The sequence below is a fragment of the Streptomyces sp. NPDC051180 genome, from assembly GCF_040689545.1.
GTDB lineage: Bacteria > Actinomycetota > Actinomycetes > Streptomycetales > Streptomycetaceae > Streptomyces.
Genome location: NZ_JBFBBC010000002.1, coordinates 466,073 through 491,771 on the forward strand (window position 1 = coordinate 466,073; position 25,699 = coordinate 491,771).

Here is a 25,699-nt window from a genome sequence, read left to right on the forward strand (position 1 = left end):
GAGCGCTGCCTAGGCTCGACCCGAACGGCGAACTCGGGCATTCCGGAGGCTCGTTGGGGGCATAGGCATCCCACCGGCCGCGCCGACCTGGGGAGGGGCACGTGCTCAGCAGCGCAGACAGCGCAAGGACCGCACAGCGTACGGACGTCGTGGAGAACGTCGACGTCGTGATCGTGGGAGCCGGGATCGCGGGGCTCGCGGCCGCCCACCGGCTGACCGGCACCGGAGTCTCCGTCGCCGTCCTGGAAGCGGAGCCGCGGATCGGGGGCCGGATGGCGACCGACTCCGTCGACGGCTTCCTCCTCGACCGGGTGGGGCCGCTGCTCACCCTGTCGCACGAGGAACTGCGGGCCCTGCCGGGCCTCGACGGCCTCGCCCTGCGGCCCTTCGGGCCCGGGGTGCTCGTGCACACCGACGGCCGGTACGCGCGCTGGGGCGCGCCGCACCCGCGGCGGGCCCCCGGCGTGCCCCGGGGCGGAGGCCACCGGAGCGTGGGGGGAGCGTTCAGCGTGGCACGCGCCCTCGCGAGCGCCCCCCGGCATCCGGCCGCCTCACTGGACCAGGCCCGGCTGAGCGCGTCCCTCGTCCGGCTCGCCGCGACGACGACCCAGCGGCTCCTCGCCCGCCCCGAGCGGACCGCCCGCGAGGCCCTCACCGCCCGGCTGCCCGCCCGGACCGTCCAGGGGGTGCTGCGCCCCCTGCTCGCGGCCCTCCTCGCCGACCCCGACCTCGGCACGTCGAGCCGTCAGGCGGACCTGGTGCTCCGCGCGTTCGCCCGCGGCCGGCTCTCCGCCCCCGAGGGCGGCTCGGCGGCGCTGCCCGAACGGCTCGCCGCGTCGCTGCCGCCGGGCACGGTCCGCACCGGCGTACGGGTCACGGAGGCGTCCGTCTCCCGGGTCACCACGGCCGAGCACGGCGTGATCGGCTGCCGCTCGATGATCCTCGCCACCGGCGCGCGGTCGGCGGCCGAGCTCCTGCCGGGTCTGCGCGTGCCGGCCTTCCACCCCGTGACCGTCCTCCACCACACGGCCCCGGCCGCCCCCACCACCGACCCCACGCTGCTCCTGGAGTCCGACCCCGGCGGGCCCGTGGCCCACACCGCCGTCATGAGCGCCGTCGACCCCGGCCGCGCCCCGGCCGGCCGGACCCTCATCACCTCGACGGTGCTGGGCGCCCCGCCCGACGACACCGAACGACGGGTCCGCAAGCACCTCGCCACGCTGTACGGCACGTCCACCGACGAGTGGGAACTGCTGGCCCTCCACCACACCCGCGACGCCGTGCCCGTCATGGCTCCCCCGCACGACGCCCGCCGCTCCGTCCGCCTCCTCGCGGGGCTCTACGTCTGCGGCGACCACCGCGCCACCAGTACCCCCTACGGCGCGCTGACCTCCGGTCACCGGGCCGCCGCGGCCGTCCTCTCCGACCTCGGCCTCACCCCGTCCCTCCCCACCCCCTCCACCGAATCCGCCGCCTGACCCTCCTCGCCCCGCCGCCCCACCGTCGCGGGCTCGGTGCCCCCGCACCGGATCTGGCCCCTGGCCGTGTGGGCAATCGTCCCGCTGGGGCGGGACGGGTGGGCACACGGGACGGCGCGCTCGGCCGCGCCTGCGCCGCCTTCGGCCTGACCCGCACCCACAGGGCGGTGCACAACGGGTGCGGGTCAGGGCGCGGAAGCCTGGGCCCGGCAAGGGGCGCCGTTCCGTTGTGCCCACCCGTTCCGCCCAGCGGAACAGTTGCCCACAACGGCGCGGCACCGGGCCCGCGCGGGAACACGGGGTGTCAGGTGAGGGTGGCTACGCGGTCTCGGTAGGTGCGGGCGGCGGCCGCGTCACGATAGGGCTCGAGGCGCCGCTCGAAGTCGCGGACGTACTCGACGGCCCGGGCGGACCGCATCTCGGACGCCTGCTGGGCGGCCTCCGCACCGAGCGCGCACGCCTGGTCGAGCTCGCCGAGGGCGAGGCGGGAGGTGGCGAGGACGACCCGGCAGAAGAGGCGGCTGCGGGCGTAGCCGGGGGCGCGGAGCTGGAGGGCGCGCTCGGCGTGCTGGGCGGCGGGCCGGTACTGCTGGAGGTCGCGGTGGCAGTGGCCGAGCTCGTCGGCGAGCTGGGCCTCGTCGAACATGCGGGCCCAGTAGGGCACGTCGTCGCCGGGGCGGGCGGCTTCGAGGGCGCGTTCGGCCCGGACGAGGGAGGCGCTGCACACCCGGGCCTCGCCGAGGACGGCGTGTCCGCGGGCCTCGATGGCGTGGAGCATGGCCTGGACGACGGGCGGCGCGGCGGGGCCGACGCCCTGCTGGGCGACCCGGGCGAGCTGGACGGCCTCGCGACCGTGGCCGAGGTAGACGGCCTGGCAGCTCATGGTGAGGAGCACGTACGAGCCGTAGGCGCGGTCGCCTGCGGCCTGGGCGAGGCGGAGGGCCTGGACGAAGTAACGCTGGGCGAGGCCGTGGGCGGCGATGTCGTAGGAGGTCCAGCCGGCGAGCCGGGTGAGGTCGGCGGCGGCGGCGAAGAGGCGGCGGCCGACGGACTCCCCGTAGGTGCCGCGCAGCATGGGCTCGGCCTCGTGCTCCAGGTAGCGGACGAGGGCCTGGCGGGCGTGGCCGCCGCCGTAGGCGTGGTCGAGGGTGCGGAAGAGTTCGCCGACGGAGCGGAGCGCGGCGATGTCGCCGGTGGACACCCGCTGGCCGGGCCCCCGGTCCGTGCCGCGCTGGCGTGGGACGGAGAAGCGGCCCTGGGCCGGGACGCGGGGGTCCTGCGGCGGTGCGGCGGTCGGCCGGTTCGCGCCGGGGGCGGGTTCGCCGCGGGCGACGCGGTCGTCGGCGCGGCCGATGAGCCAGTCGCGGCTGGGGACGACGAGGCCCGCCGGGGTGAAGGCGATCTTGCGGAGTTCGGCGTGGCTGCCGGAGTCCTTGCGCCAGAGGCCGCTGACGATGTCGACGGCCTCCTCGGGGGTGGCCGCGAACTCCAGGCCCGCGTAGACCGGGGCGCAGGCGTCGAGGCCGAGGTCCTGGGCGGAGAGCCGGCGGCCGAGGCGGCGGGTGAAGACCTCGGCGATGAGGGCGGGGGTGGTGCCGCGCGGCTGCTGGCCGCGGAGCCAGCGGGTCACGGAGGTCTTGTCGTACCGCAGGTCGAGGCCGTGTTCGAGACCGAGCTGGTCGACCCGTCTGGCGAGGCCCGCGTTGGAGAACCCGGCTTCCGCGATCAGTGCGGCGAGCTGGCGGTTCGGGATGCGCTGCGGTGGTCGTTCCGTCATCAGCTGTGCGGTCTCCTGCCTTCCGGGTCCCGGCGGCAGCCCCGTCGGACCCTCATGGAACGGCGTGAATTTAGCGGTCCGGACGGCCCGTACCGCCACCTTCGCCCCACATTCATCCGATCGTGTGAGGATTGATGGCATCGCTGACGTAGGCGCCCCCGGTCACCTGCCGGAGGTGCGCCCCGCCCGCCGCCGTACAGTGGCATGGGCGCGAATGACGCATGGTGCCGTACCGGCCCGGGATGATCCCCGGTCCCCGGTCCCGGCACTCAGGAGGAGGCATGGCCGTGAGTGAGCTGCGATTCGTCCGCCTGGGGTTCGGCGCGGACGCCGTCGAGTACCAGGTGGCCTGGGACAGGCAGCGCGAGGTGCACGCCGCGCGGTTCGCCGACGAGATCGACGACACCTGTCTGCTCCTGGAGCACCCGCCGGTCTACACTGCCGGCCGGCGCACGGCGGAGAACGAGCGCCCCCTCGACGGGACGCCGGTGGTGGACGTGGACCGCGGCGGCAAGATCACCTGGCACGGTCCGGGCCAGCTCGTCGGCTACCCGATCATGAAGCTGCCCCGCCCGGTGGATGTCGTCGCGCACGTCCGCCGTCTGGAGGACGCCCTGATCCGCACGGCCGCCGAGTTCGGCGTGGCGACGACGCGGGTCGAGGGACGCAGCGGGGTCTGGGTCCTCGGCGACCCGGTCGAGCAGCGGCCGTCGCTCGGCGGGCTGTCGCTCGACTTCGACCCGCGGCTGCACGACGAGGAGTTCGACCCGCGCCTGAACGGGCCCGAGTACGCCCCGTCCAACGCCGGCCAGCGCCGCGAGGACCGCAAGCTGGCCGCCATCGGCATCCGGGTCGCCAAGGGCGTCACCATGCACGGCTTCGCCCTGAACGTGAACCCGGACAACGCCTGGTTCGACCGGATCATCCCGTGCGGCATCCGCGACGCGGGCGTCACCTCGCTCGCCAACGAGCTGGGCCGCGACCTGTCGATCGAGGAGGTGCTCCCGGTCGTGGAGCGCCATCTGCGGGAGGTCCTGGAGCAGGCGGAGCTGAAGCCGCGCGAGATCGAGCGTCCGGTGGAACCGGCCTCGGCCTGAGGAGGGCCCTGAGGAATGCAGGGCCCTGGCCAGAGGTTGGCCAGACGTAGTAAGGCATGGGAAGCAACGGCGTACCCTGGTGTGCGCCGAAGAATCGAAGCTACAGGAGCCGATGTGTCCGCAGTCGCCCCCGACGGACGCAAGATGCTGCGCCTGGAGGTCCGGAACGCCCAGACCCCCATCGAGCGCAAGCCCGAGTGGATCAAGACCCGCGCCAAGATGGGTCCGGAGTACACGAAGATGCAGGGCCTCGTGAAGAGCGAGGGTCTGCACACGGTCTGCCAGGAGGCGGGCTGTCCCAACATCTTCGAGTGCTGGGAGGACCGCGAGGCCACCTTCCTCATCGGCGGTGACCAGTGCACCCGGCGCTGCGACTTCTGCCAGATCGACACGGGCAAGCCCGAGGCGCTGGACCGTGACGAGCCGCGCCGCGTCGGCGAGTCGGTCGTCACGATGGACCTGAACTACGCCACCATCACCGGCGTCGCGCGCGACGACCTGGAGGACGGCGGCGCCTGGCTGTACGCGGAGACCGTGCGCCAGATCCACCAGCAGACGGCGGACCGCGCCGACGGCCGCACCAAGGTCGAGCTGCTGGCCCCCGACTTCAACGCGGTGCCGGAGCTCCTGGCGGAGGTCTTCGCCTCCCGCCCCGAGGTCTTCGCGCACAACGTCGAGACGGTGCCGCGGATCTTCAAGCGGATCCGTCCCGGCTTCCGCTACGAGCGCTCCCTGGACGTCATCACCCAGGCCCGGGACTACGGTCTGGTCACGAAGTCGAACCTGATCCTCGGCATGGGCGAGACCCGCGAGGAGGTCAGCGAGGCGCTGCAGCAGCTGCACGACGCGGGCTGCGAGCTCATCACCATCACCCAGTACCTGCGCCCCTCCGTCCGGCACCACCCCGTCGAGCGCTGGGTGAAGCCGCAGGAGTTCGTGGAGCTGAAGGAGGAGGCCGACGAGATCGGCTTCTCCGGTGTGATGTCGGGCCCGCTGGTCCGCTCCTCGTACCGCGCCGGCCGCCTGTTCCAGCAGGCGATCGAGAAGCGCGGCGCCGTGGACAACGCCACGCAGGCCGTCTGAGACGGCGCGCGGTGCGCGCGGCGTCCGTGTGAATCCGCGCACAAGTAGTTACCGGTCAGTAGTGGCCGAATCCGATGCGGCCCGTACGGCCCCGCAGCTCAGCGGGGGCGTACGGGCCGCACCGGCGTTCCGGCACTCGCCCGACCGGGCTCATCAACGTTTCATCAGTGTTTGACCACCGGGTCACGCCCTGGTAACACCGATCTGTGAGCCTGGATTCACTCACCGCCACCACCCGCTCACACCCCCACCTCGTCTCACCCGCAATCGAGGGAGGACCCCGCATGCCGGCCGCATCGACGCATGTCCGCGTCACCGCGATCCCGTCCGTCACCGACGCCCTGAAGGCCGTGGAGGCGCTGCTCCTGGGCGCCGGGCAGCGCACCGCACGGCGCAACGCCTGGAACTCCGTCCTGGAGGACCGCCGCCGCGCCAAGGACCGGGTCGAGGCACACCATGTGATGGAGGCCGCGTCCGGGCGCACCTCGCGAGCCACGTAAACTTCAGGACATGGCGAGGAAGGCAAACACGGGCAGCGCTGACGCTGCGAACGCAGGGCGACTGAAGCAGATCGCCCTCACGTACCAGATGACCCGGAAGGCCGACCCGAAGGTCGGTCTGGTCGTCGCGGGCGTGGGCATCGTGGTACTCGGTGTCCTCCTCGGGATCGGCTTCCTCATCGGTCATCCGGTCTATCTGGGAATCCTGGGCTTCGTCCTGGCGCTCCTGGCGGCGGCCATCGTGTTCGGGCGGCGCGCGGAGCGCGCGGCCTTCGGGCAGATGGAAGGCCAGCCGGGCGCGGCCGCGGCGGTGCTCCAGAACGTCGGTCGGGGCTGGACCACGACCCCCGCGGTCGCGATGAACCGCAGCCAGGACGTCGTGCACCGCGCGGTCGGCCGGGCGGGCATCGTGCTGGTGGCGGAGGGCAACCCGAACCGGGTCAAGACCCTGCTCGCGGCCGAGAAGAAGCGGATGAACCGCGTCGTGGTGGACGTGCCGGTGCACGACATCATCGTCGGCGACGGCGAGGGCCAGGTGCCGCTGAAGAAGGTCCGTACGACCATGCTCAAGCTGCCCCGGGTGCTCACCGGCCCCCAGGTGACCGCCGCCAACGACCGGCTGCGGGCGATGGGCGACCTCATGAGCAACATGCCGCTGCCCAAGGGTCCGATGCCGAAGGGCATGCGGATGCCGCGCGGCGGAAAGACGCGCTGATCCCACACATCCCACGAGGAAGGCCCCGGACCGACGGTCCGGGGCCTTCCTCGTGTCCCCGTGCCGCCGGCGGCACGGGGGGCGGGTCAGATGCGGACCTGGACGGCGCCGGAGAGACGGTCGTGGAGGCCGCGGCCGTCGCGGTCCCAGATGAGGGCCGGCAGGGCGAGGCAGACCAGCACGGAGCGGACGGCGACCCGCGCCAGGCCCAGCCGGCCGCCGTTCACGGAGACGACCCGCAGCCCGAAGAGGCGCTTGCCGGGCGTCGAGCCGACCGTGCCGACCGTCAGCACGCTCAGGACCAGCAGGATGCCGAGGGCCCAGTTGCCCGTCGCCTGGTCATAGCCGTCGGTGATCAGGCCGTATGCGATCAGCATGCAGAGGGCCCAGTCCACGGCGAGCGCGCCGAGCCGCCGTCCGGGGCGGGCGATCGAACCGGGGCCCTCCTCGGGCAGCCCCAGCTGCTCGCCGCGGTAGCCGAAGTCGACGCCTGCGTCCTCGGCCGCCGCGCGGGGGCCGGAGAGCCAAGATCCGAGTGCTTGCCTGTTGTCCACCCGACCACGGTACTGTGCCCGTTTTTGATCAGTTCGGCCCGGGTACACGTACGGCGGCACCGCTCGCCCGGGGTGCGCCGCGGCACCCACCCCGGTTAACTTCGACGAAACAATTGGGTCACGCTTGAGAAATCCCGTCTGCCTATGGTCGGGTCCAGCGTGTGCCACCGCACTGGCCGCACGACCGAGCTGCAAACCCCGCCCCTCCCCGGGCCGGGAGTAGGAGGAGTTGGATGTCCGAGAAGCACGGGTTCCAGAACGCCGACGAGGTCCAGAAGTTCATCAAGGACAACGACGTCAAGATGGTCGACGTCCGCTTCTGCGACCTCCCGGGCGTGATGCAGCACTTCACGATCCCGGCGACGGCCTTCGACCCGGCGGAGGAGCTCGCCTTCGACGGCTCGTCGATCCGCGGCTTCCAGGCGATCCACGAGTCCGACATGGCGCTCCGCGCCGACCTGTCGACGGCCCGCGTGGACCCCTTCCGCCGCGACAAGACGCTGAACATCAACTTCTTCATCCACGACCCGATCACGGGCGAGCAGTACAGCCGTGACCCGCGCAACATCGCGAAGAAGGCCGAGGCGTACCTCGCCTCCACCGGCATCGCCGACACCGCGTACTTCGGCCCCGAGGCGGAGTTCTACGTCTTCGACTCGGTCCGCTTCGAGACCTCGGCGAACCAGGGCTTCTACCACATCGACTCCGAGGCCGGCGCCTGGAACACCGGCTCGGAGGAGAACAACCGCGGCTACAAGGTCCGCTACAAGGGCGGCTACTTCCCGGCCCCGCCGGTCGACCACTTCGCCGACCTGCGCTCCGAGATCTCCCTGGAGCTGGAGAACGTCGGCCTGCAGGTCGAGCGCCAGCACCACGAGGTCGGCACCGCCGGCCAGGCCGAGATCAACTACAAGTTCAACACGCTGCTCGCCGCGGCCGACGACCTGATGCTCTTCAAGTACATCGTGAAGAACGTCGCCTGGCGCAACAACAAGACCGCGACCTTCATGCCGAAGCCGATCTTCGGCGACAACGGCTCGGGCATGCACGTCCACCAGTCGCTCTGGGCCAACGGCGACCCGCTGTTCTACGACGAGACCGGCTACGCGGGCCTCTCGGACACCGCCCGCTACTACATCGGCGGCATCCTCAAGCACGCCCCGTCGCTGCTCGCCTTCACCAACCCGACGGTGAACTCGTACCACCGCCTGGTCCCCGGCTTCGAGGCCCCGGTCAACATGGTGTACTCGCAGCGCAACCGCTCCGCCGCCATGCGCATCCCGATCACGGGCTCGAACCCGAAGGCCAAGCGCGTCGAGTTCCGCGCGCCGGACCCGTCCTCGAACCCGTACCTCGCCTTCTCCGCCCTGCTCCTCGCGGGCCTCGACGGCATCAAGAACAAGATCGAGCCGGCCGAGCCGATCGACAAGGACCTGTACGAGCTCGCTCCCGAGGAGCACGCCAACGTCCAGCAGGTCCCGACCAACCTGGAGGCCGTCCTCCACGCGCTCGAGGACGACAACGAGTACCTCCAGGCCGGCGGTGTCTTCACCTCCGACCTCATCGAGACCTGGATCGACTACAAGCGCACCCACGAGATCGCCCCGATCCAGCTCCGCCCGCACCCCCACGAGTTCGAGCTCTACTTCGACCTCTAAGCCGTACCCCCCGGCCACCTCGGCCGGACACCGCACCACAGAGGGCCGCCGCCCCCGGATTCCCGGGAGCGGCGGCCCTCGCCGTCGTCGTGCGGCCGGAGACGGCCCCCGGCTCAGCGGCCGTAGCGGATGAGGGCGCGGACCATGCGGCAGGTGGTGTCGGAGGGCGGGTGGATGCCGATGGACTCGGCGGTGGTGCGTATGGTCGCGTTGGTCGCCTTCGACGGGAGGTAGACGCCCGCGTCGAGGAGGGCGATGGCGAGGCGCATGGCCTTGAGTCGGCGGTTGTGCGTCACGTACCACTCGCGGGGGCGGCCCGCGGGAAGCGGCCTCCTCTGGAGGGGCTTCCAGGGTTCGATGGACGGCGTCCGGATCGCGGCGAGAGCCATGGGCTACCTCCTGACGAACAGTGGGATGGGGGCCCTCCCCGGGACCCTCACCTTCACCCCTCATTTTAGTGGCCCCCACTGACAATCGCCCCTGGCCAGACAGGGTTTGGGGGGTGGTGGAGGGGGGCGTGGGGGGTACCGTGTGGGGTATGGAGATCTGGATCAATCCCGCCTGTTCCAAGTGCCGCGGCGCCCTCACCCTGCTCGACGCCGAGGGGGCCGACTACACGGTGCGGCGCTACCTGGAGGACGTGCCGTCGACCGACGAGATCCGCCAGGTCCTCGACCGCCTCGGCCTGGAGCCGTGGGACATCACCCGGACCCAGGAGGCCGACGCCAAGGAGCTCGGGCTGAAGGAGTGGCCCCGGGACGCGGAGCACCGCGACCGGTGGATCGAGGCGCTCGCCGGGCACCCCCGGCTCATCCAGCGGCCCATCATCACGGCGGAGGACGGCACCGCGGTCGTGGCCCGTTCCGAGGAAGCCGTGCGCGACGCGCTGTCCCGCTGAGACGGCGGGAAGGGGGAAGGGGGGCGCGGTGAGCGGGGTGGAGGACGCGGCGGCCGGCGTGCTCGGGGTCGATCTGCATCTGGAGCAGGCCGCGGTCGGAAGCCGGCGGGCGGCGTTGACCGAGGCACTGCGCGAGGCGGTCCGGAGCGGGCGGCTGGCTCCCGGAACGCGGCTGCCGCCGTACCGGTCGCTCGCGGCCGATCTCGGGGTCGCCCGCAACACGGCCGCAGACGCGTACGCCGAGCTGGTCGCCGAGGGGTGGCTGACCGCCCGCCAGGGATCGGGCACCCTCGTGGCCGACCGGGTCGCCGCGCCCGCCCCGGGGCCGGCGCGCACGGCCGCGCCGCCGCCTCCGCCGTACGACCTCGTCCAGGGCAAGCCGGATCCCGGCGCCTTCCCCCGCGGGGCCTGGCTGGCGGCGGCCCGGCGGGCCCTGACGGCGGCGCCGCACGAGGCGTTCGGCATCGGCGATCCACGCGGCCGCGTCGAACTGCGCCTGGCGCTCTCCGCCTACCTCGCCCGGGTCCGGGGGGTGCGGACCGACCCCGACCGGATCGTCGTCTGTTCCGGCGCCGCGCACGCGCTGCGGCTGCTGGCCCGGGTCGTCGGGGCGGGACCGTGGGCGGTCGAGGCGTACGGACTGCCGTTCCACCGGGGCCTCCTCGCCGAGGCCGGGGTCGGCACCCTGCCGGTCACGGTCGACGGGGACGGGGCCCGGGTCGCCGAGATCCCGTCCGGGGCGGCCGCGGTCCTGCTCACCCCCGCCCACCAGTTCCCCACCGGCGGGCCCCTGCACCCGGAGCGGCGCGCGGGCGTCCTGGAGTGGGCGCGGCGGTCCGGCGGGCTCGTGGTGGAGGACGACTACGACGGGGAGTTCCGCTACGACCGGCGGCCGGTGGGCGCCGTCCAGGGCCTCGATCCCGAGCGGACCGTCCTCGTCGGCTCCGTCAGCAAGAGCCTCTCCCCCGTCCTTCGGATCGGCTGGATGTGCCTGCCGGCCGCGCTCGTGGACGACGTCGTCGCGGCGAAGGGGGAACGGGAGCCGTACTCCTCGGCCACCGACCAGCTCACCCTCGCCGAACTCCTCGCCTCCGGCGGCTACGACCGGCACGTCCGACGCATGCGCCGGCGGCACCGGGGCCGCCGGGACCGGCTGACGGCGGCGCTGGCCGAGCGTGTGCCGGGGGTGCGGGTGACGGGCATCTCCGCGGGGCTGCACGCCGTCCTGGAACTGCCGCCCGGCACCGAGCCGGCCGCCCTCGCCGCGGCCGCCCGGCACGGGGTCGCGGTCGAGGCCCTGTCCTCCTACCGCCACCCCGACGCGCCCGGCCCCGCCCACCGGGACGGCCTGGTCGTCGGCTACGCCACCCCGCCGGAGCGCCTGTACGGGGCGGCGCTGAGCGCCTTGTGCGCCGCGCTGGCCGAGAGCGTCGGCGGGCTGCCGGGCGGGGCTACGGCCGAGGCCGCGCCGCCCGGGCCCTGGTTTCCGCCTCCGTCAGGATCTCGGTGAGGCGCAGGCCGAAGCGGGCGTCGCAGGGGTGGGGCGTGCCGGTGCGGGCCGCCGCGACGAGGGCGTCGACGGCCGCGCCGAACGCGCCCACCGCGCCGTCCCACGACGGCATCCCGGCGCGGCCGCCGGTGCCGTACAGGGTGAGGGCCGCCTCCGCCGCCTCCGGTGGGGCGCCGAGGGTGAGGGTGGCCGTGCTGCTCGCGCCCGACGCGTGCCGCAGGACCAGGTGGTGGGTGTCGCCCGGGCCGGGGGCGGCCGTGATCGCCGTGACGTCGCCGAGGACGGGCAGGTAGACCGAGAGGACGTGCGGGCCGACGTCCCAGAGGCCGCCCTTCTCGCGCCGCCAGGGGGAGGCCGCGTAGTCGCTGGCGGAGCCGGGGCCGTAGAGCGATCCCAGCCAGTGCGCCTCGCCGAGGAACCAGCCGCCCTCCGCCGCCCGCTCCTCGATCCAGCGCGCCGTCGGCTCCGCGAACCTCAGCGTGCAGAAGACGACGGAGGCGACCCCCGCGGCCTCGACCGCCTCGGCCACCGCGCGGGCGCCGTCCACCGTCGTGGCGACCGGCTTGTCCAGGAGGACGTGGCAGCCGGCCTCGGCGGCCCGCACCGCGAGGGGGGCCTGCACGTCCGGCGGGAGCGCCAGGGCGACGGCGTCGCTCGCCGCGAGGAGGGCGTCCACGTCGTCGTACGCGCGCGTGCCCGACTCGGCGGCGAGTGCGGCCGCCGCGTCGGGGCGCCTCCCCCACACGCCGCTGAACTCGACGCCGGCGTGTCCGGCGAGCGCCGGCGCGTGCGTCCGGGCGGCCCAGGGGCCGGTGCCGAGGAGACCGATACGGGGCTTCGCGCCCAGCTGCTTCGCCATGGGGCCAGTCTGCCAAGCGCCACCGACAGCCGGTCCGGGCGTCCGGCGGGCGGACCGGACGGCGCACCCGGCGCTTGACGAAATGCGCTGGCGGGGCTCCCCCACCCCGGTGTTAGCGTTCCGGGGCCGGCCGCGGGACTCCGGTGCGACTTCCGGAACCTGCCTCTGAAGCAACGTCTTCGCTGTTCGCGCCCTCATTCCCCGGCCGGCACCCAGGGGGAGGGAGAGGACCGTGTCCGAACGGGTCGCGGCAGAGGACGTGCTGCTCTTCGTGAACGCGGCCGTGACCGCCACCGGGCAGCGGGAGTTCCGCTCCTCGGCCGCGGAGCAGGGCTTCTCGCTGGCCTTCGTCCACGCGTACGTACGGATCAACTACCGGCCGGTGTACGCGGCGGCGCTCGCCCTGGACATCAACCACCACAACGCGGCGCTGATCGTCGAGTGGCTGCTGCGCACCGCGGACGAGGCCGGCGGGCCCGAGGAGAAGCGGGCCGAGGGCCGGCTGATCGCTGCACGGCTGGCGCTGCTGCCGCCGCAGCGGGTGTACCGGCTGTTCCGCGCGCTGCGGGCCGCCGGGGTCAACAACCGGCGGACACGCGCGATCGTGCGCGGGTGGCTCGCGGCGCGCCCCGATCCGGCGCTGGACGCGGTGAAGTACCGGACGGGCCTGAAGACGGCCGTGCGGCACGTCCACGCCCCACCGGCCGACCCCGAGACGGGCGACTTCCTCTTCGCGCCGGGCCGCCGGGTCCGGTACGACAGCCCGACGCTGGACGCGCACCGGAGGGCGCACTACGAGCAGTCCGCGCTGTACGAGCTGCCGTTCACGGTCGCCGAGGGGTTCGCGGCGAAGCACCGGGTGCCGCGCGCGCTCTTCCTGGAGCGGATCGCGCCCCGCATGACCCGGCTCGAACGGCTGCGGACGGAGCGGGCGGCGGGCGCGGGGGCCGATCTGTCGGTGATGCCGCTGACCCGGCTCGCGCTGTACGTCCTGGCGCTGCCGTTCGCCGAGCGGGTCGCGCGGCGGGCCGAGCTCACGCGGGCGCTGCGCGCCGCGGCGCGGCGGGCGGCGGGGCCGTACGCCGGGAGCTGGGGCCGGGTGGCGGCCGTGCTCGACGACAGCTTCTCCTCGTCCGGTTCGGCGGTGAAGCGGCGCCGTCCGCTGGCCGTGGCGCTGGGGTGCCACTTCCTCCTTGAGGCCCTCGCGGATCCGGGGGCGTTCACCGGGCTGTGGACCTCGGGCGGGGACGATCCGCTGATGGTGCGGCCGTCCGGGCCGACGCCGCTCGGGGCACGGATCCTGGACGCGCTGGAGACGGGGCCCGAGCGGCTGGTGGTCGTCTCGGACGGCTGGGACAACGCGCCGCCGGGGCTGGCGGGCGAGGTGCTGCGGGTGTGGCGGACGCGGCTCGATCCGGAGCGGCGGACGAGCGTGGTCCACCTCAACCCCGTATACGACGCCGGGGGCTTCGACGTGCGCCGGCTGGCGCCGAGCGTGCCGACGGCCGGCATCCGGGACGCGGAGGATCTCCCGGCGCTGGTGGAGCTGGCGCAGTTCGCGGAGGGGCGGACGGGCTTCGCCGAGCTGCGGGCGTACCTGGACCGCCGGGTGGAGCTGTTCCTGAAGGGGGCCGGGGCATGACCCGGATCGATCCGACCGGTCTCGACACGCGTCCGGCGCAGGTGTGGGGCGGGGTGCGACTCGTGCCGCTGGTGCGGTCGGAGCCGGTGGCCGGCCTGCGGCTGCACCGGGAGGTGTACGGGGGGTACGGCCCGGCGACGGTGGACCTGGGGGACCGGACGGTCTACACCTCGTACGTGCCGCACGGCTTCGTCGCCGACTGGACGGGCACCGGGAAGGGCGCCGAGCAGGCGGCGTACGGGACGCGGCTCGGCGTCGAGGGGGCGCCGCCGGGCGTGCCCGTGCGCCGGCTGCACCGGATGGCGAAGCGGCGCCAGGGCGAGCGGCGGCTGCGGTTCCTGCCGCTCCACCTCGCGCTGGAGGGGTATCTCGCGCTGCACTTCGGCGGGCCGTCCGTGGTCTGGGACGACTGGTCGCGGGAGGCGGTGCGACGCGGTCTTTCGCCGCGGGCGGAGGCGGCGTACGCCGGGTGGGCGGTGCCGGGGCTCGGCGAGGCGCTGCGGATCTTCGAGCTCCACCCGGGGCAGTGCGGGCTGCTGCTCTACGTGGCGGACGCGCTGGCCGCGGCCTTCGTGGTGCCGCACCCGGAGGACTACCGGCGGCTGCACCCGACGCTGGTGGAGGACCTGTACGGGGAGCTGGTGCACCAGTACGCGCACTACGGCGCGCCGGTGCCGGAGTTCACGGCGCGGATCCGGGACGGGGCCGGCGGCATCCGCAGCCTCGCGGACCTGCGGGCGGCGGCGCGGGAGCAGGAGCGGGCCTGGTCGGCGGCGCACGACGGGCTGATGGCACGGGACCTCCTGGAGACGCCGTACGCCTTCTCGCGCGTGCAGCGGATGGGGTCGTTCGCCCTGTACCGGTTCCTGCCGCCGTTCCTGCGCGGCGGGCAGGAGCAGCACATCGGGGAGCTGATCACCGACCACAAGGGGCGGACGGCGTACCTGAAGACGTTCCGGCTGTCGGAGAACCAGATCCGCAAGGGGTACCTGCTGCGGCGGCTCGACGCGCACGACTGGCACCTGGGGCGTACGGCGGAGGCGCTCGGCACCTCGTACGAGGAGGTCGTGCGCCGGATCCGGTCGGCGGGGCTCGGCGGGCTGCTCGACGCGCACGTGGTCGCACGGCGGGTGCGCGAAGATCGGGAAAGCTGAGTAACACGGGGTTCACAAACGGGCAACCGACGGGAAATCCCGTGTTGCGAAGCTGCGGTCGAACACAAACAGCGCAGTCAGCGCAGAGACCGCAGCTTCTCGCAGTGCCGCGAGCCGCAGCGGAACCCCGCAGCAGCACGCCAAAGGATGAGGCCCCGTGACCTTCAAGGCTGAGTACATCTGGATCGACGGCACCGAGCCGACCGCGAAGCTTCGCTCCAAGACGAAGATCATCGCCGGCGAGGGCCTCGCGCTCGACGAGCTGCCGATCTGGGGCTTCGACGGTTCCAGCACGAACCAGGCCAAGGGCCACGCCTCGGACCGCGTCCTCAAGCCGGTCTTCGTCTGCCCGGACCCGATCCGCGGCGGCAACGACGTCCTGGTCCTGTGCGAGGTCCTCAACACGGACATGACGCCGCACGAGTCGAACACGCGCGCCGCGCTGGCCGAGGTCGCCGCGACCTACGGCGCGCAGGAGCCGATCTTCGGCATCGAGCAGGAGTACACCTTCTTCGAGGGCACCCGCCCGCTCGGCTTCCCGGTCAACGGCTTCCCGGCCCCGCAGGGCGGTTACTACTGCGGCGTCGGCGTGGACGAGATCCACGGCCGCCCGATCGTCGAGGCGCACCTGGAGAACTGCCTGAAGGCCGGTCTCGGCATCTCCGGCATCAACGCCGAGGTCATGCCCGGCCAGTGGGAGTTCCAGGTCGGCCCGCTGTCCCCGCTGGAGGTCTCCGACCAGCTGTGGGTGGCCCGCTGGCTGCTCTACCGCACGTCCGAGGACTTCAACGTCTCCGCGACCCTCGACCCGAAGCCGGTCAAGGGCGACTGGAACGGCGCGGGCGCGCACACCAACTTCTCCACCAAGGCGATGCGCGAGGGCTACGACGCCATCATCACCGCCTGCGAGTCCCTCGGCCAGGGCTCGAAGCCGCTCGACCACGTCAAGAACTACGGCGCGGGCATCGACGAGCGCCTCACCGGCCTCCACGAGACCGCCCCGTGGGACGAGTACTCCTACGGCGTCTCGGACCGCGGCGCCTCGGTCCGCATCCCGTGGCAGGTCGAGCAGGACCGCAAGGGCTACATCGAGGACCGCCGCCCCAACGCGAACGTCGACCCCTACGTCGTGACCCGCCTCATCGTGGACACCTGCTGCGAGGCCCTCGCCAAGGCCGGCCAGGTCTGATCCGCGGATCCCGCGGCCGATCGGCGGCGGATCCGTCGACGGCCCGCCGCTGACGCGCCGTCGACCCGCGCACTGACGGAAGAGGCGCCCACCGTTCCACACGGTGGGCGCCTCTTCCGTCATGTGGGACGGATGACACGTGCTTCCGCAGTCGAAAGGCTCGTCGGGGGCATTCCCTTCTGGTTCAATAGGGATATGGCCAACACGAAGAACGACACCGCGACGGGTCGCCACGACCTCGAGCCGTTCTGGCCCTCCCGGCAGCATCACGACTTCGACCGGGTGTGTTGCCGCGCGATGAACGCGTCGGCCCTCTAAAGCCCCCGATCGGTACGGTCCGATCCGCGGCCTTCGGCCCACGCGCACGACGACTGACGCACGACGCCTGTCCGTCCTCCTCCTCGCGCGAAAGAGCTGAACTCCCATGGTGCACACCCAGACCGCCTCCGCCGCCCCCTCCCTGACCGCCGTCCGTCCGGGCCGGCACCGACTGCGGGCCGTCGATCCGAACGAGGTCGTCGACCTCTCCCACGTGGCGAGCTTCCTGCCGCCGGGCGCGACGCTGCTGCCGGCGCCGCAGCACACCCTGCCGACCCTGCCGGGCCGGCCGCCGATGGTCGGCTACCTGGTGCTCGTACCGGCCGACCAGCAGGCGCACCTGCCCGTGGCGCCCGTCCCCGCGCCGGCCGCGCCGGCGGCGGAGGAGCAGGGGCCGGTGAGCATCGACGACGTGCAGAGGGTCGCCGTCGTGGACGGGCAGGCGCTGGACCTGACGTACTTGGAGTTCGAGCTGCTGGCCCATCTGGTGGCACACCCCCACCGGGTGCACACCCGCGACCAGTTGGTCACCACGGTGTGGGGGTACGGCCACGTCGGTGACGGGCGCACGGTGGACGTGCACGTGGCCCGGCTGCGGCGCAAGCTGGGCGCCGAGCACCGCCACACGATCCAGACCGTGCGGCGGGTCGGCTACAAGTACACGCCCTGAGCCGGGCGTCCGTCAGACCGTACGGCCGGCCCTGGCCCTCACCTTCGCCACCGCGGCGAGGGTGAGGTCCACCGCGAGGAACAGCAGCAGGCTGAGACCGAGCAGCGGGACGAACCAGCCGACGACGGCCGTGGCCGCCGCGAGCGGCAGCATCAGGGTCACCGGGACCCTGCGCCACGCGCCGCGGGCCACCGGGCGGCCCGGACGGCGCAGCCACCACATGCGGTAGCCCCAGAGGATCAGCAGGATCAGGGCGAGCGCCAGGGCGGCGAGGGCCAGTTGGTTGAACAGGCCCAGGAAGACTCCGGTGTGGGCGTCGATGCCGACGCGGGTGAGTCGGGCGAGCAGCGGGTAGTCGGCGAAGGCGAGGCGGTCGAGCACGGCGCCGTCCGCCGGGTTCACGGCCACCGAGTCCAGCTGGACCGGGAACTGCGTGTCGGTCTCCTTGACCACGTAGCCCTTGCCCTCGGAGGGCAGGACGACCGAGATCCGCGGGCTGTCGATGCCGGCCTCGCGGGCCGCCGCCACCGCCGCGTCGAGGCCGATGTCGGTGCCGGGGGCGGTGCCGCCGGCGGTGTGGCCGGCGCCGTGGCCCTCGTGGCCGGTCGACGCGCCGGAGCCGCCGTCGAGCGTCGCCGAGAGCACGGGGGTCGCGCCGCCGAGACCGTCCTGGACGGTGCCGATGTTCTCGCCCGCGTACCGCGACCAGGTCAGGCCGGTCGCGGAGAGCAGGACCAGACCGGTGACCGCCCACAGCCCGACGGAGCCGTGCCAGGAGAGCGTGCGGCGGCGGGACTTCGGGCCCCGCTCGGGCAGGACCAGGGCGCGGCGGCCGGTGCGGCGGCGGCCGAGCCAGAGGAGCAGGCCGCCGAGGGCTATCACCCACAGCCAGCTGGCGGCGAGTTCGCTGTAGTTGCGGCCGAACTCGCCGAGGTGCAGATCGCGGTGGAGCTCGTCCAGCCAGGTGCGCAGCGGCAGGGCGCCCGAGCCGCCGTAGCTGGGCAGCTGTCCGCGGACCTCACCGGTGTACGGGTCGACGAAGACGGCCATCGAGGCGTCCTCGGGGACGTCCGGGTCGGCCATGAGGACGCGGGTGGTCGCGCCGGGTTCCGCGCCGGGCCAGACGGCGGTGACGGTGCCGTTCGGGTTGGCCGCGCGGGCGGCCTCCGCCTGCCGCGCGAGCGGCAGGACGTGGTCGCCGACGGGAACCTCCAGCTCGTGCGCGTAGTAGACCTTCTCCGCCTGGAAGGACAGCGCGTAGAGCAGGCCGCTGGCGGCGGCGACGAGGAGGAAGGGGGCGACGAGCACGCCCGCGTAGAAGTGGAGGCGGAGCAGGAGGGGCCGCAGGGCGCTCCAGGTGCCGGGCCGGCTCTGCGGGGTGGCGGCGGGAACGGGCGCCGGGGGCGTCGTCGCCGGGGGTGCTTCGGGGGTTTCGGGGCGTACGGGATCGTCGACGGTCATGGCGTGGCTGTCCTCGGAGTTCGGTGCAGACAGGGGAAGGGGACCCCCGGTCAGACGTGCGCTCCGAGGGCCGTGGCGCGGGGTGCGGACAGCCGGGGCGGGCCGCGCCGGGACAGGGTGTGCGCGAGGGCGACGGTGTGCGGGCGCGGGGCGTCGCGGCGCGCCCGGCGGACCGGAGGGCGGGGGGCGTCGGGGACCAGGACGCGCGCGAACCGTGCGCGCAGCGGCGTGAAGGCGTACGCGAGGGCCGCGCGGGCCACCGTGAAGAACGCGGCCTCTCCGTGTGCCAGCCAGAGCCCGCAGAGGAGCGCGGCCAGGAGGTGGACGGCGAGCATGCCGGCACCGGAACCCATGGTGACGGCGTCCAGGACGCCGGGCCCCATGGCGTCGAAGCCCATGACGTCGACGCCCGTGGTGTCCGCGCCCATGGTGGTGGCGTCCATCGCGGAGTGGCCCGTGGCAGAGGACCCCATGGAGTGATCCATGGGCATCGCCGCGCCGACCATGCCCTTCATGCCCGGCATGTCCTCCATGCCGTCGGAGCCCGGCACGGTGTGCCCGCCGTGGGCCCCGGTGGCCGAGAAGGCCAGGTGGAGCGCGCCCTGAAGGAGCAGCAGGGAACCCGCGACGGCCGGGGTACCCCTGCGGCGCCCGGCGGCGGTCCAGGCCAGGCCGGACGTCACGGCGAAGGTGACGAGCAGCGTGGACGCCGGAAGTCCGTGCGCAGACATGGACGAATGCCCCACCGCGGCCAAGGTCACGCACACCACCGCGAAAAGCGCGGCTCGGAGGGCGCGCAGGGGCGACCGGACGTCCGTCATCGCCGCCATGGTGTCATCTCGGCCGGATGGCCGAACACACCGGCCCGGACCGTACGGTTCCGGCACCGTTCCTCCCCTGGCGGAATCCTCCGGGAGCGGAACCGCTTCGCTCCGGCGGCCCCCGCCGGGCAGGCTTCGGATCATGAAGATGCTGATGCTCGGAGGTACGGAGTTCGTCGGTCGCGCGATCGTCGAGGAGGCGCTCGGCCGGGGCTGGGAGGTGACGGTCTTCCACCGGGGACGCCACACGCCCCCCGAGGGAGCGGCCTCGCTCCTGGGAGACCGCACCACCCCGGACGGGCTCGCCGCCCTGGCCACCGGGACGTGGGACGTCGTCGTGGACACCTGGTCGGCGGCGCCGTCCGCGGTGCGGGACGTGGCCCGGCTGCTCGCCGACCGCGTCGGGCGGTACGCGTACGTGTCGAGCCGTTCCGTGTACACCTGGCCCCCGGCAGCCGGACTCGCGGAGGACGGCCCGCTGGTGGAGGGATCGGCCGACGACGGGGACGTGCCGTACGCGGAGGCGAAGCGGGGCGGTGAGCTGGCCGCCACGGCCGCCTTCGGGGCGGACCGGACGCTGCACGTCCGCGCGGGCCTGATCATCGGCCCGTACGAGAACGTGGGCCGGCTGCCCTGGTGGCTGGACCGGATCGCGCGCGGCGGGCCGGTCCTGGCCCCGGGCCCGCGCGACCTGCCGCTCCAGTACGTCGACGCCCGCGACCTGGCCGTGTGGACGCTGGACGCGGTGGCGGCCGGCCTGTCGGGGCCGTACAACCTCATCTCGCCGGCCGGGCACACCACCATGGGCGGACTCCTCGACGCCTGCGTGCGGGTCACCGGGTCGGACGCCGAGCTGCGCTGGACCTCTCCGGAGGTGCTCGTCGCCGCGGGCGTGGAGCCCTGGTCGGAGCTGCCGGTGTGGGTGCCGCCGGGCGAGATGTACGACGCGCTGCACGCGGCCGACGTCTCCCGGGCGGTCGCCGCGGGGCTGCGCTGCCGGCCCGTGGAGGAGACGGTCGCCGACACCTGGGCCTGGCTGCGGTCGCTCGGCGGGGTCGCCCCGCAGCGCCCCGACCGGCCGCGGCTCGGCCTCGCGCCCGAGCGGGAGGCGGCCCTGCTGGCCGAGTTGCACGCGCCCGCGAAGTGATCCCTCCGGGCGGGAGCCGCCCGCGCCCGCGGACCGACTCCTCCCGACGGCGCCGTGCGCGTCGCCCGGAGGCGGTCCTCCGGGCCCGGGCGCGCCGCCCGAACGGACTCCTCCCGATCTCCCCCGGGCGGGGTGATCGCTTACGGTCGGCAGGAACGTGTACGAACCGGAGGAGTCGACGCCATGCCCGCCATCCCCGCCACCTCCGTCGCCAACCTCCGTGACCTCGGCGGTCTGCCGCTCGGCGGCGGGCGCTCGGTGCGGGCCGGTCTGGTGCTGCGCTCGGCCCAGCTCGACCGGCTCGACCCGCAGGAGCCGGCGGTGGCGGAGCTGGGCATCCGCACGGTCGTGGACCTGCGGACGGACCGGGAGCGCGGGGAGCGGCCGGACCGGCTGCCCGACGGTGCGCGGCTGCTCGTCGCGGACGTGCTCTCCGACCAGCTGGCGGGCAGCGGTCTGCCGCCGGCCGCCCGTCTGAAGACGCTGCTGGCCGATCCGGCGCTCGCGGAGGAGCACCTGGGCGGGGGCAGGATGCGGGCGGCGTTCGGGCGGACGTACCGGGCCTTCGTCTCGGGCGACTCCGCCCGCGCCTCGTACCGCGCGCTGCTCGGCGAGCTGGGCACGCCGGGGGCCGGACCGCTGCTCTTCCACTGCTCGGCGGGGAAGGACCGCACGGGCTGGGCGGCGACGGTCGTGCTGTCGCTGCTCGGGGCCGACGAGGAGACGGTGCGGGCCGAGTACCTGTCGGTGAACTCGGCGGTGCGGCAGGCGTTCGCGCCGATGATCGAGGGGTTCACGGCCCAGGGGGGCGACCCGCAACTGGCGCTCGACCTGATCGGGGTCCTGCCGGAGTACCTGGACGCGGCGCTCGACGAGGTGGCGGTGCGGCACGGTTCGATGGAGAAGTACGTACGGGAGGGGCTCGGCGTCCCGGACGAGGTGACGCGGCTGATCCGCGAGCGGCTGACGGTCACGGCGGCCTGAGGGTCCCCCCGGACCGGGACCGGCAGCACCCGGCGGCTGCGTGGCGGCGTCCTCGCGGCCCCGGACGCGCGCCTTCCGGGACCCGTGCCGCCCCGCGGGCCCGGGGTGACCATCGGAAGAATCGCTCGTTCTGCTGAACGTGAGCACCCAGGATCTCGTTCCCTCGCCCGTGGGCCCCGTCGACGTCGAGCAGGCCGAGGCCGCGCTCGTCGAGCGCTATCCGCGCCTCGTCCGCATCGCCTATCTCGTGCTGCCGCCGTCGCTGGGCCGCAACCGGCGGGTGCTGACCGCGCACGCGCTCGTGCAGCGCTCGCTGCCGCGCCGCCGGGTGCCGGGCCCCGCCGCCGTGCCGGAGCCGCGGCGCACCGAGGACGCGGTCGACCCCGGGTACGCGTACGTCCGGGCCGAGGTGCTGCGGCAGGCGCTCGTCGCCGGGCTCCCGCTGCGCCGGTTCGCGGTGCCGCGCCGGGCGCAGTTCCCACCGCTGCTGCCGCACGTGTGGGGGCTGCGGCTGTTCCCCCGGGTCGGCGGCGCCGACGAACTCGCCCTGGACCAGCGCCTGTCCCGGCTCTCCGGCCCCGGCCGGGCGGCCTACGTCCTGCGGGGCCTGGAGCGGCAGGGCGACCCCGAGGTGTCGCGCGTCCTCGCCGCCGTCGGTGTGGCCGACCCGGCGGGGGCCCTGGCCGAGGCGGACGCGGTGGACACGCCGGACGGGCCGGACGCGCAGGACGCGGACGGGACCGACGACCTGCCCGATGCCACGGGGCGGGGCAGGGTCAGCGGCGCCGCGCTCCTGGAGTCGGACGAGTTCGATCCGTGCGCGCTGCAGGCGCGGCCGACGGATCTGATGCGGCGGCGGCAGCACGGGCGGGCGGCGCTGGTGGCGGTGGCGGCGCTGACGGTGTGCGGGCTGCTGCTGGGACTGCCGGGGGACGGCTGGGGAAGAAACGGTGCTGCGGCGCCGTCGTACGCGCGCAATCCGGCGGCCCAGGCGGCGCTGGACCCGGCGGCCGTCAAGCGGGTGGCGCCGGCCGCGTGGCCGGCCTCGACGCGCCGGGACTTCTCGGTGTGGCCGGCGCGCGGCGGTCTGGTCGGGGACCGCGGGCTGGTGCGGCGGGCGCTGGCGGTGTGGGCGCGGCCCGGGCTCTCGGTGCGGTCGTCGGCGACGCCGGGGACGCCGGTGGGACCGCCGATGGGGCCGCCGCAGCTGCTGTTCGCGGGCGTGGTGGACGGCCTGCGGGTGGTGCTCCTCCACGACGGGCTGCGGGTGGTGCGGTACGCGGAGCCCCGGGAGGGCGCGGCCGGGGCGGCGCTGGACTTCGCGCGGACGGACGGGGCCGACGCGGTCGGTTCGGCGGCCCTGGTCGTCTCCAGGTCCTCGGGCAACGTCCGCTATCTGACGGCCCCCTGGGTGCAGGAGACGGCGGTGCGCGACCTGCTGGCGCCCGCGAAGGAGCCCTGGCCGCTGGCCAGGGACGCGTACGGGGTGACCGAGCCGATGCCGAGTCCGGCGGAGGCGAAGGGGTGCGTCCGCTGGAACACCCTCCAGGTGCGGGAGGGTTCGGGGGTGCGGCTCCTCACGGACCTCGGCGAGCTGGCGCCCGCGCGGCTGCTGTGGGGCGCGCCGGCGGCGCCGGGGGACGTGACGGGGACCGAGGCGCGGGAGGCGTGGGCGCGGACGGCGTGCGGGCTGGCGGCGGTGCGGGCGCACGGGGTGCGGTCGGTGAACGCCTGGCGGTTCGCACGGCAGCCGCTGCCGGAGGACGCGGGGCGGGGCACGTGGCTGTGCACGCGCGCGGAGACCTGGCGGGGTACGGGGAGCCGGGTCCTCGCCCAGTTCCTGGTCCCGTCGGCGAAGGTCCCGGCGGCGCTCGCGGCACGGTCCGAGGGGTCCCCCGCCTGCGGCGTGCGCGACCCCCGGGTGCTCGCCGGGGTGCTGTGGCGGGCGCCGGGCGGCGACTGGTACGTCCTGGCGGCGGGCAGCGCGGAGTTCACCTCGGTGGAGGTGTCCGGCGGGGTGAAGGGCCGGTCGGACGGCCCGGTGCTGGCGGTCCGCGCGAAGCCGGGGGCGCGGGCGGATCTGGACGGCACGCTGGCGGACGGGACCCGGCGGGGAGCGCTGCGCTGACCGGGTGGGGCGGGGGCGGGCGCGGGGCCGGAAAAAGGCGGCGCAAGGGCCTGTTGTCAGACCCCTACCCCTCAGTACATTGACGGCATGTCTAATACGCAGCCTGCACCGGTGGCGTCGGAACACGTCGAGCTCAAGGCGCGGAAGGTCTCCTTCGACTGGGAGGAGACCCCGCTCCACTGGGTTCCCGGCGACCCCTTCACCACGCACACGATCAACGTGCTGCACCTGCTGCTCCCCGCCGGCGAACGCTGGTTCGTCCACGTGTACAAGCAGGCGCTGCCGTACATCACCGACGACCGGCTGCGCGAGGACGTCATCGGCTTCATCGGCCAGGAGGCCATCCACTCCCAGGCCCACGACGACGTCCTCCCCCACCTGAGGAAGCTGGGCCTCGACCCCACGCCGTACACCGCGCAGGTCGACTGGTTCTTCGAGAAGCTCCTCGGGGACCGGACCCTGCCGCCCGGCCGGCCGCGCCGCTGGTGGCTGATGGAGCGGGTCGCGATGATCGCCGCGATCGAGCACTACACCGCCTTCCTCGGCAACTGGGTGCTCAACGCCGACGAGCTCGACCGGGTCGGCGCCGACCCGGTCATGCTCGACCTGCTGCGCTGGCACGGGGCGGAGGAGGTCGAGCACCGCTCGGTCGCCTTCGAGCTGTTCATGCACCTCGACGGCGGCTACCGGCGGCGCGCCCGCACCTGGGCGCTGGCCTTCTCCGCGCTGGTCTTCCTCTGGCAGCGGGGCGTCCGCTTCTTCATGGAGAACGACCCGGGCCTGCTCGACCCGAAGGCGTCGTTCGCGGACTTCGTCCGCCGGGGCCGGCGGGGCGTGCTGCCCTCCACCCCGGACATGCTGCGCTCGATCCCCCGCTACCTCTCCCGCTCGTACCACCCCTCTCAGGAGGGCGACACGGCGCAGGCGATGGCCTATCTGGCCTCCTCCCCCGGCGCCAACGGAGGCCGCTGATGCCCCGGTTCACCACCGTCGCCCTGGTCGCCGGGGCGGCGCTGCTGGTCCGCCGCGCCGTCCGCAGCCGGATGACCACGGCCCCGCTGTGGCCGATGCCCGCCCTCGACGTCCCCGTCTCCGGCTACGGCCGCGGCAACACGGTCCCGCGCAGGGTCCTCGTGGCCGCGCGGACCACCCCCGCCGAGGGCGTCGTCGAACTGCGCCTGGAGGGTGAGGGACTTCCCGCCTGGCAGCCCGGCGCCCACGTCGACCTGGTCCTGCCGTCGGGGCTCGTCCGGCAGTACTCGCTCTGCGGCGACCCGGCCGACACCGGGGCGTACACCGTCGCGACGCGGCTGATCGACGAGGCGCAGGGCGGCCGGGGCGGTTCGCGCGAGGTCCACGAGCAGCTGCACGCGGGCGCGGAGATCGGGATACGCGGCCCCCGCAACCGGTTCCCGCTGGTCGACGCCCCCGCGTACGTCTTCGTCGCCGGCGGCATCGGCATCACCCCGGTCCTGCCGATGGTCCGCGCCGCCGAGGCGGCGGGGGCGCAGTGGCGGCTCGTGTACGGCGGGCGCAGCCGGGAGACCATGCCGTACCTGGAGGAGCTCGGGCGGCTCGGCGGCGACCGGGTGACGGTCGTCCCCGAGGACGAGGCCGGCCACCCCGACCTCGCCTTCCTCGGCCTGCTGCCGGAGGAGACGGTCGTCTACTGCTGCGGCCCCGACGGGCTGATGGACGCGGTGGGCGCGGCGATGCCGGCGGGCCGGACGCCGCGGTACGAGCGCTTCTCCGCGGCGGCGACGACCGGCGGCACCGCCTTCGAGGTCGAACTGCGCCGCTCCGGGCGGACGGTGACGGTCGCGGCCGACCAGTCGGTCCTCGACGCGGTCCGCCGGGAGCTGCCGGACCTCACGTACTCCTGCCGGCAGGGCTTCTGCGGCACCTGCCAACAGCGGGTCCTCGAAGGAGAGGTCGAGCACCGGGACGAGCTGCTCACCGACGCCGAGCGGGACAACTCGATGCTGATCTGCGTCTCCCGCTGCGCGGGCGAGCGGCTCGTCCTGGACCTCTAGGGCCTGTCGTCACAATCCCCTCG

The 25,699-nt window shown here is 74.3% G+C and carries 24 protein-coding genes; 18 read left to right on the plus strand and 6 right to left on the minus strand.

The genetic code is table 11. The annotated features are described in order from the left end of the window. Positions 1-101: 101 nt before the first annotated feature. Positions 102-1,478 carry an NAD(P)/FAD-dependent oxidoreductase gene (locus AB0424_RS05550; RefSeq protein ID WP_366302456.1) on the plus strand — a complete coding sequence of 459 codons (1,377 nt, stop codon included), beginning with the start codon at positions 102-104 and terminating at the stop codon, positions 1,476-1,478. Between the two features lie 304 nt (positions 1,479-1,782). Here AB0424_RS05550 and AB0424_RS05555 read toward each other — a convergent pair whose 3' ends face one another. Beyond that, complete coding sequence (locus tag AB0424_RS05555) at positions 1,783-3,255, minus strand: regulator (RefSeq protein ID WP_366302457.1); 1,473 nt, start codon at positions 3,253-3,255, stop codon at positions 1,783-1,785. 287 nt (positions 3,256-3,542) lie between these two features. Here AB0424_RS05555 and lipB point away from each other — a divergent pair, with 287 nt between their 5' ends. The 4 genes from lipB to AB0424_RS05575 all read left to right on the plus strand — a co-directional run bounded on the left by lipB (position 3,543) and on the right by AB0424_RS05575 (position 6,650). Then, complete coding sequence (lipB, locus tag AB0424_RS05560) at positions 3,543-4,352, plus strand: lipoyl(octanoyl) transferase LipB (protein ID WP_366302458.1); 810 nt, start codon at positions 3,543-3,545, stop codon at positions 4,350-4,352. A 114-nt stretch (positions 4,353-4,466) separates the two neighbouring features. Next, positions 4,467-5,435 (plus strand): lipoyl synthase, encoded by a 969-nt coding sequence (gene lipA, locus AB0424_RS05565; RefSeq protein ID WP_366302459.1) that lies wholly within the window; start codon positions 4,467-4,469, stop codon positions 5,433-5,435. A 284-nt stretch (positions 5,436-5,719) separates the two neighbouring features. Next, entirely contained in the window at positions 5,720-5,935 is a 216-nt protein-coding gene (locus AB0424_RS05570; protein ID WP_366302460.1) for a hypothetical protein, read from the plus strand. A gap of 10 nt (positions 5,936-5,945) precedes the next feature. Beyond that, positions 5,946-6,650, plus strand: coding sequence for a DUF4191 domain-containing protein (locus AB0424_RS05575; protein WP_366302461.1), 705 nt, complete (start codon positions 5,946-5,948; stop codon positions 6,648-6,650). Between the two features lie 86 nt (positions 6,651-6,736). Here AB0424_RS05575 and AB0424_RS05580 read toward each other — a convergent pair whose 3' ends face one another. Continuing rightward, positions 6,737-7,204, minus strand: coding sequence for an RDD family protein (locus tag AB0424_RS05580; RefSeq protein ID WP_366302462.1), 468 nt, complete (start codon positions 7,202-7,204; stop codon positions 6,737-6,739). A gap of 233 nt (positions 7,205-7,437) precedes the next feature. On the opposite strand from AB0424_RS05580, the gene glnA reads away from it, so the two are divergent. Continuing rightward, the gene (glnA, locus tag AB0424_RS05585) at positions 7,438-8,862 is read left to right on the plus strand and encodes a type I glutamate--ammonia ligase (RefSeq protein ID WP_366302463.1); all 1,425 of its coding nucleotides are present in this window, start codon (positions 7,438-7,440) and stop codon (positions 8,860-8,862) included. Positions 8,863-8,975: 113 nt separating this feature from the next. Here the strand turns inward: glnA and AB0424_RS05590 are convergent, their stop codons facing one another. Further along, entirely contained in the window at positions 8,976-9,251 is a 276-nt protein-coding gene (locus AB0424_RS05590) for a hypothetical protein (RefSeq protein ID WP_366302464.1), read from the minus strand. Between the two features lie 149 nt (positions 9,252-9,400). On the opposite strand from AB0424_RS05590, the gene AB0424_RS05595 reads away from it, so the two are divergent. Together AB0424_RS05595 and AB0424_RS05600 are read left to right on the plus strand one after the other, a co-directional pair. Further along, positions 9,401-9,760, plus strand: a complete 360-nt coding sequence (locus tag AB0424_RS05595) for an ArsC/Spx/MgsR family protein (protein WP_366302465.1) — start codon at positions 9,401-9,403, stop codon at positions 9,758-9,760. A 28-nt stretch (positions 9,761-9,788) separates the two neighbouring features. Next, positions 9,789-11,270 (plus strand): PLP-dependent aminotransferase family protein, encoded by a 1,482-nt coding sequence (locus AB0424_RS05600; protein ID WP_366302466.1) that lies wholly within the window; start codon positions 9,789-9,791, stop codon positions 11,268-11,270. Here AB0424_RS05600 and AB0424_RS05605 read toward each other — a convergent pair. Continuing rightward, complete coding sequence (locus AB0424_RS05605) at positions 11,212-12,129, minus strand: Gfo/Idh/MocA family oxidoreductase (RefSeq protein WP_366302467.1); 918 nt, start codon at positions 12,127-12,129, stop codon at positions 11,212-11,214. The genes AB0424_RS05600 and AB0424_RS05605 overlap by 59 nt on opposite strands. 232 nt (positions 12,130-12,361) lie before the next feature. Between AB0424_RS05605 and AB0424_RS05610 the strand changes: the two genes are divergently transcribed. The 5 genes from AB0424_RS05610 (at position 12,362) to AB0424_RS05630 (ending at position 17,102) form a co-directional block, all read left to right on the plus strand. Further along, positions 12,362-13,771, plus strand: coding sequence for a hypothetical protein (locus AB0424_RS05610; RefSeq protein WP_366302468.1), 1,410 nt, complete (start codon positions 12,362-12,364; stop codon positions 13,769-13,771). Continuing rightward, positions 13,768-14,925, plus strand: coding sequence for a hypothetical protein (locus AB0424_RS05615; RefSeq protein ID WP_366302469.1), 1,158 nt, complete (start codon positions 13,768-13,770; stop codon positions 14,923-14,925). The genes AB0424_RS05610 and AB0424_RS05615 overlap by 4 nt, the downstream gene beginning before the upstream one ends. Positions 14,926-15,082: 157 nt before the next feature. Then, positions 15,083-16,114 (plus strand): glutamine synthetase, encoded by a 1,032-nt coding sequence (gene glnII, locus AB0424_RS05620; RefSeq protein ID WP_366302470.1) that lies wholly within the window; start codon positions 15,083-15,085, stop codon positions 16,112-16,114. 132 nt (positions 16,115-16,246) lie between these two features. Continuing rightward, a complete protein-coding gene (locus AB0424_RS05625; protein WP_366302471.1) occupies positions 16,247-16,432 on the plus strand; it encodes a hypothetical protein in 186 nt (61 codons plus the stop codon). Between the two features lie 106 nt (positions 16,433-16,538). Next, the gene (locus AB0424_RS05630; RefSeq protein WP_366302472.1) at positions 16,539-17,102 is read left to right on the plus strand and encodes a winged helix-turn-helix domain-containing protein; all 564 of its coding nucleotides are present in this window, start codon (positions 16,539-16,541) and stop codon (positions 17,100-17,102) included. A gap of 12 nt (positions 17,103-17,114) precedes the next feature. Here the strand turns inward: AB0424_RS05630 and AB0424_RS05635 are convergent, their stop codons facing one another. Together AB0424_RS05635 and AB0424_RS05640 are read right to left on the minus strand one after the other, a co-directional pair. Then, on the minus strand, positions 17,115-18,563 hold the full coding sequence (locus AB0424_RS05635) for a PepSY-associated TM helix domain-containing protein (protein WP_366302473.1): 1,449 nt from the start codon (positions 18,561-18,563) through the stop codon (positions 17,115-17,117). A 50-nt stretch (positions 18,564-18,613) separates the two neighbouring features. After that, on the minus strand, positions 18,614-19,294 hold the full coding sequence (locus AB0424_RS05640; RefSeq protein WP_366302474.1) for a hypothetical protein: 681 nt from the start codon (positions 19,292-19,294) through the stop codon (positions 18,614-18,616). A gap of 232 nt (positions 19,295-19,526) precedes the next feature. Between AB0424_RS05640 and AB0424_RS05645 the strand changes: the two genes are divergently transcribed. The 5 genes from AB0424_RS05645 to AB0424_RS05665 all read left to right on the plus strand — a co-directional run bounded on the left by AB0424_RS05645 (position 19,527) and on the right by AB0424_RS05665 (position 25,676). Continuing rightward, on the plus strand, positions 19,527-20,531 hold the full coding sequence (locus AB0424_RS05645) for an NAD-dependent epimerase/dehydratase family protein (RefSeq protein WP_366302475.1): 1,005 nt from the start codon (positions 19,527-19,529) through the stop codon (positions 20,529-20,531). Between the two features lie 183 nt (positions 20,532-20,714). Next, a complete protein-coding gene (locus AB0424_RS05650) occupies positions 20,715-21,515 on the plus strand; it encodes a tyrosine-protein phosphatase (RefSeq protein ID WP_366302476.1) in 801 nt (266 codons plus the stop codon). 139 nt (positions 21,516-21,654) lie between these two features. Next, entirely contained in the window at positions 21,655-23,643 is a 1,989-nt protein-coding gene (locus AB0424_RS05655; RefSeq protein WP_366302477.1) for a hypothetical protein, read from the plus strand. An 87-nt stretch (positions 23,644-23,730) separates the two neighbouring features. Continuing rightward, positions 23,731-24,615 carry a metal-dependent hydrolase gene (locus tag AB0424_RS05660; protein WP_366302478.1) on the plus strand — a complete coding sequence of 295 codons (885 nt, stop codon included), beginning with the start codon at positions 23,731-23,733 and terminating at the stop codon, positions 24,613-24,615. Further along, positions 24,615-25,676: a PDR/VanB family oxidoreductase gene (locus AB0424_RS05665; protein ID WP_366302479.1), complete on the plus strand. Its 1,062-nt coding sequence runs from the start codon at positions 24,615-24,617 to the stop codon at positions 25,674-25,676. The genes AB0424_RS05660 and AB0424_RS05665 overlap by 1 nt, the downstream gene beginning before the upstream one ends. The last annotated feature ends 23 nt before the right edge of the window (positions 25,677-25,699 follow it).